The sequence below is a fragment of the Gloeocapsa sp. PCC 7428 genome (assembly GCF_000317555.1).
Classification (GTDB): domain Bacteria; phylum Cyanobacteriota; class Cyanobacteriia; order Cyanobacteriales; family Chroococcidiopsidaceae; genus Chroogloeocystis.
Map to the genome: position 1 here is coordinate 4,113,807 of NC_019745.1, position 12,456 is coordinate 4,126,262.

A 12,456-nucleotide genomic window follows, 5' to 3' on the forward strand; every position below is an offset into this window, starting at 1 on the left:
TTCACTACGAGTATATAAACATCTTGAAATCAGCTAGCGATCGCTAAAACATTCTCATCATGAAACATTTTTGCTATTTTGTTAGTATTACTTTGCCAATCAGCGTTAACCTTATACCAGTTCCATAAATTCTGTCCCCGCGCTACTAAATTGTTTTCAATATCACTAAATTTGTTTTGTAATAATTCCTGCGGATGAGTTAAATAACAAACTGGTTCTACCGCAGTGGTAGCAGCATAGGGCGATAGAACATTGCACCCATGGCTTGCGAAAGCCATAAAAGTGCTTGATTTTGTTAGATTTTCTGGCGGCTGACCAATAATAGTAAAGCCAACGTGGTGCAGTAGTTGAGAGACTTGTTCAGGAGGAATGACACCGTGAAATTTAACTGCGTGCGCGGGTAGTATTTCTGCTAAAAGCTGTTTTTCTTCTGCGTCCCATCGCGTTTCTAATGGACCAATTAAATGTAACTGCTCAAGTAACCCTCTGCTATGTAACTTTTTTAGCGAATTTGATAACTCCTGTATTGTTAATAGCCGCGTATACTGTAGTCCAAATATTAAAAATTCCTTTGGCGATCGCTGAGTAAAACTAGTATTTACAGCTTGAGTTGGCATAATATTTGTACCAACAGGTATCCAAGAAATTTTGGCGCTAGGAACAAGCGAGCTAAGTCGCTCAGCTTGATGCAGTGTTAGGCAACCAACTGCATCTGCTAAGTTAATTAAATCCTTGGTAATTTTGCCATTTAAAGTTTCAGTTAAAAAATGCTTTTTCCATACAGGTAAAGAAGCCCATAATTCATGAAACATGACTAAAAGAGACTGTGAAGGATACTTCTTGCGCCACTGCTTAAGTGCTAAGGGCAACCAATAAGGACAGCCATATTTGTGATATCCTCTCCCCGCATACTGCAAGAGAATGTTAGCATCAGGAAATCTTTCTAGTAGAGCCGTAAAAGAAGCATAATTGTTTTGAAATTCATAGATATCATCTATACCCAAATGATTTCTTGATTCAACTGCTCCACCAGTAACTAAATGAATAACTTTTGTGCGATCGTCTGGCCAGTGACGATTTATCATCGCTGTATAGTTTCCTTGTCCACATGGATGGGGGGGTAGTGGTGTTGATACTATAAGTAACTTTTGCATAGACTATAATTTAAATATTGTTAAAGCTTGATAACAAACTTGAAATAATAAATAAACTTGGCTTGCGAATTCGGAATTGATGCTCTACGCAAGCCTAAATACATTGTTTCAAATTTATCTGAATGCCTTAAGTTTTACAATAGCTAATATCGTAAGAAAATCAGTTACAAGTTAGCTAATAATCATAAACTCTCAAACGTTTTAGTAACTTAGTTTAGACAAAGCGATCGCATCACTTTGGGTAACTGATACAACTTAGACAAAGACTTACTAGGTTAGTGATGAAGCACTAAATTAGATTGACGTCAACTATCTAAATCTGGCTCAATTCCTAAAGCTCGCAGTTGATTAGCTAATCGTTCTGCTCGCATTTGCTCTTGCTCTAATCGTGATTCTGCTTGCTCAGCACGTTGTTGCGCCTGTTGTGCTTGTTGAGTTGCTTGTTGTGCTTGTTGTTGCGCCTGCTGTGCTTGTTGTTGTATCTGTATAGCTGCTTCTTCAGGAGTTGGTACTATGCTTCCATCCGATGTAAAGTAGCGCAGTTTGCCTTCAGCAATACCTAGATACAAATTTAGCACTTCGCTCCAACGCCATCCTGCATCGTTGGACATGATTTCTTGATAGTGTTGACCACTAAGACGAAAACCTTGGAATTCTAAAGTATCTGGGGAAAACCAAAAGTATTCAGGAGTGCGAAACTGATTTTGGTAAAGCTCTTTTTTGAGCGTGCGATCTACTCCTGCCGTAGAATCAGAAAGTAACTCAATAATTAAGTTAGGGTATTTGCCTTCTTCTTCCCAAACGACCCACGATTTACGCGGACGTTTCTCTGTGGGTTGTACTAGAAAAAAATCTGGTCCTCGAAAATCGCGATTGCGTAGTTGCTGCCTGCTGTAGTAGATTGTCAAGTTAGCGCCGATAAAGTAATCGTTTCGCTCGCGCCACAGCCATTCTAAGCACGTAACCAACAACAATAGTTGCAGATAATGTAGAGAACTTTCCATTTCTGGCTCGTCACTGAGCAGCTGAGTTGCATCGGGTAGCTGTGCTTCTAGTTGTTCGACTGTGAGGAACATAAGACACCAGTAGCAATGGGAGTATTATCTATTGTAGCGATCGCGCCCATTCGCTGGTAGATTTTAAGAATTATCATATTTCAAATATGTAAACTCTACTTTAGTTTTTAAATAATTTGAGCATAGTTTTGCTTGTTAAAAAGCTCCTGGTATTTTCTGCCTACTATCCACAATCTCCACAAATCAAAAATATTAAAGTGATAATCTTTAATTTTTAATGTACTTATTAATCCTATCAAACTAAAATAACTTAAGCACTCTACATACTTAAAAAAGTTAGGCAAATAACAACCATAAGTTAAAAGTGCAGCTAAAAAAGCAGTTTGTTGCTGCATTTTCTGATCGTTGAAGGAACGTTTATCAGGAATGTAGTGATGAATGATGTATGTTTCTGGGCAATAACGAATCCGATATCCCAAGGCTTTCAATCGTGCTCCAAACTCTAAATAAAGATTACCAAATTTAAATAACTCTAAGTAATGGTGAGAAGAGAAAATAGCTCGTGGATAAATCGTCGCTCCATCACTAATAGCACAAGTATCATCAAGATCGCGAGGAAGTTGACTAAATCCTCTAGGTTGAATTTCTCCAGGTAAATGTGCTATTCCTGTTGTAGAATCCATTTGATCGTAATGGTTTTCACCCAGAATCCAAATACTAAGAGGATCTGCTTTAACTACAGCTTCAAGTATTTGAAAATGGTCTTCAGGAAACTCGTGATCGTCATCCATGGTTCGCACGTGAGTCCCTTTACAAGCTTGTGCAGCATGATTGCGATTCGCGTATAGTCCACGTTTAGGACCTTTAATGTATTGGCAGTCCCACTGCTTGGCGATCGCCTCTGTTGCTGTAGCATATTCTAAATCAGAATCGTCTGACACTATAACTTCAAAAGGTTGAACGCTCTGCGATCGCAAACTTTTCAAGCAACGATTGAGCGACTCAGGGCGATTTCGAGTAACCAACGCGACACTTATCTGTATCTCGAACACGTTCATGATCCCTAAGACAATTTATACGATAGTGCTAAATAAACCTTACTATTTTTAGTAAAACTATTCAAAATACAAAGTATACTTAAAAAGCTTTGTAAGAAGCTAAACCTTTGTACATCAATACTATATTCAAAGCAAAAGAAGGGATATTAGAAAGAATTCCAAACATAATTACTCCTTCAATAGTAGATAAATTTAGTAAGAATAGTAAAGCAATCTGAGTAGTAAGTGTACTTGGAATTGAAAACCACGAATAAGAAACCCATGCCTTTGAGCAATTTAAAGACCACATAACTCCCACTACGTGATTAAAAATTGTACTTACTGCAATCAAAAATAACTCATTATGTAAATGCGCGTATTGTTCGCCTAAGAGCCAAAGTATCTGCACAGGGAAAATAGCTATAAATGCTAATATACAGAAACCGAGAAAACAAGAAATGCCTACAATTTGCCAATATTTACGGTGTAACAAAGTTACTGAATGGCAACGAGCAAAACTAGGAGAAATTATACCTGCTATTACTGAATTAATGATAGAAAATATAACAGCCAGTCTACTTAAAGCTCCAACCTCTGCAATATTTTGTGTATTGCCAAAAAAACTAATCAACCAAACTGTAATTTGTCCTTGTATGCAATAAAAGATAGTATTTGGTGATAAAGATTTAATAACTGCTAATATTTCATGGTAGTAGTCTTGATTAGTCTTTGCTTTGCTATCTATATTTTGAGTAACCCATCTAATAAGAACAGAACGTTTGAGCAGCAGTGAGAGTGATGAGATTAAAACAGCTATTAGGGCATTTAAAGATGTAAAATAAGCGCAGAGTAACAGGACAAGTCGAGAAACAGAAGGTACTAATTCTATAGTTTGAATTCGATTGATTTGGGAGTAAAGCCTGGGGACAATTTCTAATACTCCTATTGTTAACTGAGCATTTAACCCTAGAATAATTACGATTACTATTAAAATTGCAGAAAAAATTGATGCGCCATTACTAATTAATAACCAAAGTGTTATGGGTGTAACAGCAACAACAGAGATAATAGATAAGTATATTCTCAGTTGCAGCGCAGTATTGATCAACTGACTGAACTGATCCCGATTTTGCCAAACTCTACCACCAATAGCTGAAAGACCAGCAGTAATACCGCTATCCGATAACACAGTCATAGACCCTTGCATGGTGTTAGCAATCGTAAAGTAGGCGTACTGCTGCTTATCTAGAGTACGAACTATTAGAAGACCACTAATAAAACCTAACCCCTGAATTATTAATTGTACAGAAACAAATTTACTCAGGGTTTTACACCAATAAATAGCTTTAGGAGAAAAATGTAACATTCGCATATATAGTGTAAATTTGATAAATCAGTATTATGGTCTTCTAAAGAATCTCAAGGTATTTCTCCAATCTTTGATTTTTATAAAGTCTGATGGCTTAAAATCCGATCCTGCGTCAGTATTGTTTTCGACATGCCGATAGTAACTATGAAGGGTGTTGTCGAGAGGAATACCATTAACTACAATACCTAAAATATTTTGTCCAGATTGGTCAAGGTATTCTTTAGCAAACCTAGAACTACTGATGTCTGCAATGCCTGGTCGAGTGACTAAAATTACACCATCAACAACCTTACTTAAAATAGAGGCATCAGCAGCAATGCTTAAAGGTGGAGTATCAATGATGAGATAATCATATTGTTTTGCATATTGCGTAATTAAGGCAGACATACTTCGAGAATCAATTAAAATACTTAAGTCTGATTCAGAAGTACCTGTTGTGAGCACGTCTATATTTTTTGCAACTGGCTGAATAGCCTTCTTATTAACTCCAATACGTTTGGCGATCGTATTCATCAACCCGATGTGATTAGCAATCTCCCAGATCTGATGCTGAGACGGATGACGTAGATCAGCATCAATAATTAACACCTTATAATTAAGCAATGCCATCACTGCTGCTAAATTCGCACAAGTAGTAGATTTACCCTCCTTAGGGGCAGAACTTGTTACTAAAATGACTCTAGACGAGCGCTCCAACGAAGGAGGAAACTTGAGATTAGCTAGCAGCATTCGATAGCTTTCAGTGACAAATGATCGCGGTTCAGCTAGTACGGGAACTTGCCATTCTTCACGTTCTGTCTGAGAGTCATTATGGAAAAGTGGAATTGTGCCAAGTAATTTATATTCAAAAATTTCACGAGCTTCTTTAGCAGTCTTAATCCTTTTATCGGTAAGCTCTAAAAGATAGACAATAGCTCCAGCAATCATCAGCCCTGCTAAGCTTCCAGCGGCTAATGCGGATGTATTACTAGCATTTATAGCTCCTGAAGGAACTTGAGCATATTCAATAATGCGGACGTTACCGACTGTCCGGTTTTCGATAACTTTAATTTCTTGTAGACTTCTCAGGAGGGCTTCATAAGTAGATTGCGCAGCAGATAACTCGCGTTCTAATTCACGTTGTTGCTGTTCTAATTTTGGTAAATGAGTTGCTTTTTGCAGATAAGCTTCTTGTTGCTGAGTTAAAGTGGCTTGTTGCGAAATTAAGCCTTGGCGCTCAACCTCGGCTGCAATTAAATCAGAAATCAGTTCCTGCTGAATTTCTCCTACCTGTAACTGACTGTTATTCAGCGCTTGACCTTGCAAAACTTGATTAATTTGCGTTTGCAGTAATTGTTTAAATCGTGCTTCTCGCTCTTGTAGAGAATCAAGAATGGGATGATCGTCTCGATAGCGCGATCGCGCATCGGTGATCTGGCGCTGGACAGTTTGGAGTTCGGTTAATATTCCTTGGATTGCTGACGACTGGCTAATCTTGGCGATCGTCATTGCTTGCTGGGGAGTCATTCCCAGTTGGCGCTGAAGGCTTTGCGCCCGGGAATTTAAATCGACAAGTTGCGCTTCCACAGTATCAATCTGCGATCCAACACGTTCGATGTTTGCTGCTAGTGCTGTTTGCGATTGCTCAATATTCGTAAGTTGGTTTTTTTCCTTAAAGTTGCGTACAGCTAAATCGGCACGTTGCAAGTTTGCCTTGACTTTCGGAAGCTGTGCTGTAATGAAGTTACCTGCTGAAATTGCAGCTGCACGGTTATTTAATAAATTTTTGTTGACATAAATATTCATCAATTGGTTGACAACCAAAGCGGCTTGCGCAGGATCTTCGCCGCGATACACAACTTGCAGAATCTCTGTTCCTTCAACATCAACGATATCTAAGCCTTGTCGCAGGCTTTCTAAGCTTAAGGCTGTGTTCTGGGAAGCTTCGTTGATCTGCTCTAAAGCTTGTTGCAAGATCGGCACAGAACGGATGACTTTTGCTTCGGTTGCTAGTGATGTGTCGTTCTGAGTTGTTGGATTTGCCTGCGTCGCCGATTGCAAGCCAATCAATGATGAGCTTCGATCTTGTCTAAAGAGTAGCTCTCCTTGTGCTTGATAAATAGGCACCCTTGATAACGTATGTAGATAAGTAATACCCATGACAGTGCCAAACGCAGCAACAGCAGGAAGCCAACGACGTTTGAGAATGCACCAGTATTTATGAAGGTCGAGTTCTGTTACTTCCATTTATCAGCCAAAATGATAGTTGCAGTTGCTTTTTACGCTATTTTTGAATTCACGCTTACCCAAATCCAACGTTGCTAACAAGCACCAACGCCGAAGATCACTCGAGGAATCGTAAGCAGGATAATTTTGAGGTCTCGGTAAAGGCTCCAATTGCGTAAGTACTCTAGATCGATCTCATTGACAACATCTAACTCTAAAAGGTGCGATCGCGCTCGAACTTGCCATTCTCCAGTGATTCCTGGTAAAGCATTGAGTCTCTTTTGCCCGTCAGGACTCAAGCGCAGTGCATCATATAACGCCCACGGGCGCGGTCCTACCAAACTCATTTCTCCCCGTAATACGTTAATGAGTTGCGGTAACTCATCTAAGCTTAGTTTGCGCATCCAACGCCCAATGGGTGTAATGCGAGGATCGTGCTTCAGCTTGTGTAATCCCTGCTGATTCTTCATGACTTGATGATGTTGCATTTCAGCATCTGCAACCATCGTGCGAAATTTAAAGATGCGGAATAACTGACCACTTTGCCCGACACGCCACTGCTGAAAGAAAATTGGTCCAGGCGAATAAAGCCGCACTAGCAACATGAGTACTAATAGCAAAGGACTTAGTAGCATCAACAACAACGCCGCCGCACTAAAATCTGCGAGGCGCTTGCACAGCCAAGGAAATGAGTTGTCATGTTGATACAACGCTTCCATCACGGGTATACGTAGAAATACAGGCTTTCGTGCTTGCGCGGCTGCATCTGCCCATAACCCTAGTTGCGCTTCACCGATTTGTGGATTCAGGCACACTTTTTTTACTGCCGAACCTTCTAGGGACTCTACAATGTACTGCCTGATTTCGGATGTTGGTAGAGAAAACTCTTGAAATTGCTCGATTGTCAATTGTCCTTGAACTGATTGTGATTGACGGCGCGGAGAATTAAGTTGAATTCGCCTAGGCTGATTTAAAATAGATAACTTACTATCTACGGCTTTATATTTGAGCATATCTTTATTCTTATAAACTCAAGCTACCGATAACACTTCACTTGGCTCAGTTTAGTTAAATTGCGTGCAAGCCTCAAACATCAATGCTCAAAAACGGCTTGGTGTACCGTATACAGACCACATGACGAGCGATCGCATCGTTAAACTAATTTAAGTACTTACACTTGTATGCTATATAGCTAATTGTTATCCAAAATACAAAAATAATTTAGATTTTGTAAGTTATTACCTTTGACTCATAGCTTTGATTTAGTAAGAAACATAACTTTGCTTTATTAAAAATATGTCAGTAGTGTGTTAGTTCCGCATTACCAGTAACTTTATCGGTTTTGATTCAATTTGGCTAGCACGAGAGATCAGAACAAAGTTATGCAAAAGTCAGGTGCAAATCGGATTGCATTCAATAAACCGTTTAAGCGCTTCATGAGGAAAAGTGTACATACTGTGAAATACAATTAATTATTTGCAAACACTAATGGCTGCCCTCTGATATCCTGGTACGTTATAAATTTATTGAGAAATGCTTTTTGTTAAAAGTCTCATCGTTGACTGAGAAAAGTTATTAGTCAAAATTGATTGCTCATTTCTTGATTAAGTTAGCTAATCTAAGCGTATTCCTTCCATGGAGTTTAACTAGTAGCTTACTTCGTTCAAATCCTAATAAATAGTAAGTAGAACGCTTGCTACTACTAACATATCTTAAGATTGACATCTTATTTGACCATCAAGATATAATAGATTGCAGACAGCTAACACTGTTTATTATTAGCCATCTTGCCTAACAGATAATAGTTATTTGTAATCAATATGCTGCTCTATATAGTTTTTGCTTTCGTCGCGCTCAGTATTCTGTTGTTACTGCTGTATGTTGTGAATTTTGTATTAAGGGTGAGTGGTATTGCTGAGGAAGAACAGGAAAGATACTGAAAAAGTATGTATTTTTAAAAAAATATATATGACTTCTGACTCTACTTCTAGAGGGGGTAGCTCTTTCTATACTGAAATTTCAAACGTAGGTATAGCTGTGTAACCTCTATTACATTAATGTGCAAAGTGTAAAAGCTATTAAAATCAGACAGCTTGTCAGAGCAAAGGTTTAGTCAGTACTGAAGCAATAAACTACATAAAGTGTAATATGTGATAAATAATTTATTCTTGCAAAATAAATTAAAAACCATTAGTATAAATTGCAAAGAGTAAATGAAATAAATTCTGACTAAATAAAAAAGTTTCCCTCGCAGGATAGAACCAAGCATCTGTTATCAACGGTAAAGTACTGATGTTGGGATATTTGGTTATGCCTAAATAGCGATCACCATAAGTACTTGATTTCATATGCAAAACTTTTTGATCTACTTATCAAGATTGCCAGCATACTTAGTTAAGTAAAAATAACTATTTATAAGGTGTTGGATGAGGAGAATCGTGATTGCGAGTGCTAACAGTAGTGCAAAAGCGTGATTGAAAGTAAGTATGAATGACCTTCCAGGAAACCAGCGTTTTCAGGGTGAATTTGATTATACGCAGTTGAATCCAGAAAATCGCCTCCTTATCCAGCAACATACGCAAGAACTCAAAGAAAGACTGCAAAGAACAGCCCAAGATATTTGGGAGATCGGACAAAAATTAGCTGAAGTCCGTTCAAGACTCAAACATGGACAATTTGATAATTGGTTGAAAGCTGAATTTGGATGGAGTCGCCGTACGGCTTACAATTTTATCAACGTTTATGAAACTTTTAACGAGCGTGCAAAATTTGCACACTTCAATATCGCAACGTCAGCGCTTTATCTATTAGCCTCGCCCTCGACACCTCAGGATATCAAAGATCAGTTTATTGAAGTAGCCCAAACAGGGCAAAAAGTCACACACAAAGACATCCGCAAAGCACTCGAACGGCGCAATCAGCCACAATCAAAGCCTGCTCTTCAAGAAGAAACACAAGCAGAAACACTAGAAATTGTTGCTCAGCCGCAAATTGTCTCGATTATGCCACCAGAGGTTGAACCCGCAGCTAAAAAGCTAAAAGACACCCCTGTATCTCAACAACTGTCGTATTGGTATCTACTGGGCAGAAAGCATTTATTATTTTATGGAAATACGCGATCGCCGCAATTTATCGATCGACTTCCGCCCTCGATTCCCTTAGCCTTGGGCTTAACGGATGGAGAATGGCAGCACGATTGGTTACTCGATAAAGCAAGTGCTGTACTCATCTTACAGCTAGCAGCAGTAGACGTTAAGTTGGTACAACGACTGATTACGATGTTCTCGCAACCTGGAGAGTCAATTATCTTTCCAATTTTACCGAGTGGAGAAATCATTGCAGCTGTCCATAATTTACAACGGCTTGTCTACACCGGAGATAGCAATACCGCAGCGCTACAGCAGGCGATCGCTGAATCAGGTTTAAAGGCAGAAAGAGTCAATATTTTGTAGCTAGTAACGAGCTAATTGTCTGAAATCAATAACAATTGTTAAAAATATTGCGTAACCACTTGCTTTCTTACAAGTAGTAGTGGTACATAGTAAACACAAGTAGTGTAAGTTAGTCCGCTCTACGCACGCATCAAGAAATTGCTATGTTTGTAACACGACGCAATAAATGATCGGCGTAGCTAGTCGTATATTATCTCTAACTTAGGTGTAAATAATGAACCTAAATTAAATATTCTGATTACAGTGTATACACATCTGTTGTATCACCTTGAACTTCTGGATTTGCTTCTCGACTTGGTGAACAAACGTTATGGGAAATAGAGCCTGAAAGTCTCCCATGTCTCGGGAGATAGTTCGCCCGTCAGGTGTCCTCGTTGAGTGCAACTGACGTGTATTTAAGGAACCATGCAACTTGTTATGCTACTTCAAAGTAAATGGCTAGAGTGACTGTAACGTTACTAACAATTTATTCAAGTCGCTACAATAACTTGGGGAAGCAGTGCTGTAGCAGGGGTGTTGCTGAATGAAGAATAAATTTTTGAAATCATCAACCGTTTGCTGCCCCCTAAATCCACGCCACTTGCTACAGGGCGCGGACACCTCCGCACCGCACTGGCTCCCCCTTGGGGGACTTTAAGTGGTTCTTAGCCCCCCAGGATTGGGGGGTTGGGGGGCAATATCATACTGGATTCAGCAACGCCGTAGCAGGTAACTCTTTTATTCAGAATTTACATAAAAGGTAACTCAGGAGCATCGCGGCTAGCATAAATAATCGACAAAAGCAAATGCTTGATATCAAGCATGGCTAACTATTAGCAATGATGCAAATCTTCTTAGTAACAACTTACATCCGCTACTTTCATTTTTATGGTACTAAAATATGTACTTCTTAAAAGAACTCAAAGGGCAACTTGTCAGTAAACAAGCAACAATCGGTGTGATTGGCTTGGGTTATGTTGGTTTACCGCTACTCGTAGCTTTTGCTGAAAAAGGTTTTTCTGTCATTGGCTTTGACATTGACCAAAATAAAATTCATCAAATCGAGCAAGGTCGATCTTATATCAAACACATTCCAGGTGAACAGCTACAAAATAAGCTGATTTCCGCTACAAGTGATATGAGTCGGTTAAAAGAACCTGATGTTATTATCATTTGTGTCCCGACACCACTTAATACGCATCGCGAACCCGATTTGAGCTATGTTACTCAAACAGCCTACGAAATCGCGCATTATTTAAGAATGGGACAACTCGTTGTATTGCAAAGTACAACGTATCCTGGAACAACCGAAGAAGTCGTGTTACCAATTCTGGCGGGAACTGGTTTAGTTGTTGGCGAAGAATTTGCTTTAGCGTATTCACCTGAACGCGAAGATCCTGCTAATGCTGACTACTCAATATTTAATGTGCCAAAAGTGATTGGTGGAGTAACCCCAACGTGTCTCGATTTAGCACAAACGTTGTATAACCAGATTATTACGCAAACTGTTTCTGTTTCTTCAACTCGCACTGCCGAAGCGAGTAAGATTTTAGAGAATATTTACCGTTCAGTGAATATTGCACTCGTTAATGAGTTAAAAATTCTCTTTCATAAAATGGACATCGATGTATGGGAAGTCATCGAAGCAGCAAAAACTAAGCCTTTTGGTTTTCAAGCATTTTATCCAGGTCCTGGTTGGGGCGGACATTGTATTCCTATAGATCCGTTTTACTTGACATGGAAAGCCCGCGAGTATGACCTTTCTTTACGCTTTATTGAACTAGCTGGTGAAGTCAATACTTTAATGCCAAGCTATGTTGTCAGCCGTTTAGTGTCTGCACTGAATCATTGTGGAAAACCATTAAAAAATTCTGAAGTTTTGATTTTAGGTGTCGCTTATAAGAAAAATGTAGACGATCAACGCGAAAGCCCTGCGCTGAAAATCATTCAGCTACTGCAACAACAAGGCGCAAACGTGTCTTATCACGATCCTTATGCACCAACGTGTACAAATCATCGACATTTTCCAGAAATTAATTTACAATCCACAGCATTAACAAAAGAAAATTTAGCAACATTTGATGCGGTCATTATTACTACAGATCATGATGATGTAGATTACAAACTAATTGCTGACTACTCATCTTTAATTATTGATACGAGAAACGTTTTGGCAACAAAAGGCTTGAGAACCGCTAACACTGTAAGTGCATAAAAGTAGGTGTTGACAGTCCCCTAATTTCA

At 39.0% G+C, this 12,456-nt stretch carries 8 protein-coding genes; 2 read left to right on the forward strand and 6 right to left on the reverse strand.

Annotation, left to right across the window (positions count from 1 at the left end):
• Positions 1 to 29: 29 nt before the first annotated feature.
• From GLO7428_RS18155 to hepC, 6 genes are all read right to left on the reverse strand, one after another.
• Positions 30 to 1,085, reverse strand: a complete 1,056-nt coding sequence (locus tag GLO7428_RS18155; protein ID WP_041918690.1) for a glycosyltransferase — start codon at positions 1,083 to 1,085, stop codon at positions 30 to 32.
• 374 nt (positions 1,086 to 1,459) lie between these two features.
• Entirely contained in the window at positions 1,460 to 2,230 is a 771-nt protein-coding gene (locus GLO7428_RS18160; RefSeq protein ID WP_015190031.1) for a Uma2 family endonuclease, read from the reverse strand.
• 107 nt (positions 2,231 to 2,337) lie between these two features.
• The gene (locus GLO7428_RS18165; RefSeq protein ID WP_015190032.1) at positions 2,338 to 3,228 is read right to left on the reverse strand and encodes a glycosyltransferase family 2 protein; all 891 of its coding nucleotides are present in this window, start codon (positions 3,226 to 3,228) and stop codon (positions 2,338 to 2,340) included.
• Positions 3,229 to 3,307: 79 nt separating this feature from the next.
• Positions 3,308 to 4,573 (reverse strand): polysaccharide biosynthesis protein, encoded by a 1,266-nt coding sequence (locus GLO7428_RS18170; RefSeq protein ID WP_155824045.1) that lies wholly within the window; start codon positions 4,571 to 4,573, stop codon positions 3,308 to 3,310.
• A gap of 33 nt (positions 4,574 to 4,606) precedes the next feature.
• A complete protein-coding gene (locus GLO7428_RS18175; RefSeq protein ID WP_015190034.1) occupies positions 4,607 to 6,802 on the reverse strand; it encodes a polysaccharide biosynthesis tyrosine autokinase in 2,196 nt (731 codons plus the stop codon).
• A gap of 74 nt (positions 6,803 to 6,876) precedes the next feature.
• On the reverse strand, positions 6,877 to 7,794 hold the full coding sequence (gene hepC / locus GLO7428_RS18180; RefSeq protein ID WP_015190035.1) for a heterocyst development glycosyltransferase HepC: 918 nt from the start codon (positions 7,792 to 7,794) through the stop codon (positions 6,877 to 6,879).
• Between the two features lie 1,473 nt (positions 7,795 to 9,267).
• Here hepC and GLO7428_RS18185 point away from each other — a divergent pair.
• Both GLO7428_RS18185 and GLO7428_RS18190 read left to right on the forward strand, forming a co-directional pair.
• On the forward strand, positions 9,268 to 10,233 hold the full coding sequence (locus GLO7428_RS18185; RefSeq protein ID WP_015190037.1) for a DUF3102 domain-containing protein: 966 nt from the start codon (positions 9,268 to 9,270) through the stop codon (positions 10,231 to 10,233).
• An 880-nt stretch (positions 10,234 to 11,113) separates the two neighbouring features.
• Complete coding sequence (locus tag GLO7428_RS18190) at positions 11,114 to 12,427, forward strand: nucleotide sugar dehydrogenase (protein ID WP_015190038.1); 1,314 nt, start codon at positions 11,114 to 11,116, stop codon at positions 12,425 to 12,427.
• The last annotated feature ends 29 nt before the right edge of the window (positions 12,428 to 12,456 follow it).

What these genes read in the sequence shown, in the direction of transcription:
- GLO7428_RS18155 (WP_041918690.1), bottom strand. Translation starts at nt 1,085, where the DNA reads ATGATAAATCGTCACTGGCCAGACGATCGCACAAAAGTTATTCATTTA.
- GLO7428_RS18160 (WP_015190031.1), bottom strand. Translation starts at nt 2,230, where the DNA reads ATGTTCCTCACAGTCGAACAACTAGAAGCACAGCTACCCGATGCAACT.
- GLO7428_RS18165 (WP_015190032.1), bottom strand. Translation starts at nt 3,228, where the DNA reads ATGAACGTGTTCGAGATACAGATAAGTGTCGCGTTGGTTACTCGAAAT.
- GLO7428_RS18170 (WP_155824045.1), bottom strand. Translation starts at nt 4,573, where the DNA reads ATGTTACATTTTTCTCCTAAAGCTATTTATTGGTGTAAAACCCTGAGT.
- GLO7428_RS18175 (WP_015190034.1), bottom strand. Translation starts at nt 6,802, where the DNA reads ATGGAAGTAACAGAACTCGACCTTCATAAATACTGGTGCATTCTCAAA.
- hepC (WP_015190035.1), bottom strand. Translation starts at nt 7,794, where the DNA reads ATGCTCAAATATAAAGCCGTAGATAGTAAGTTATCTATTTTAAATCAG.
- GLO7428_RS18185 (WP_015190037.1), top strand. Translation starts at nt 9,268, where the DNA reads ATGAATGACCTTCCAGGAAACCAGCGTTTTCAGGGTGAATTTGATTAT.
- GLO7428_RS18190 (WP_015190038.1), top strand. Translation starts at nt 11,114, where the DNA reads ATGTACTTCTTAAAAGAACTCAAAGGGCAACTTGTCAGTAAACAAGCA.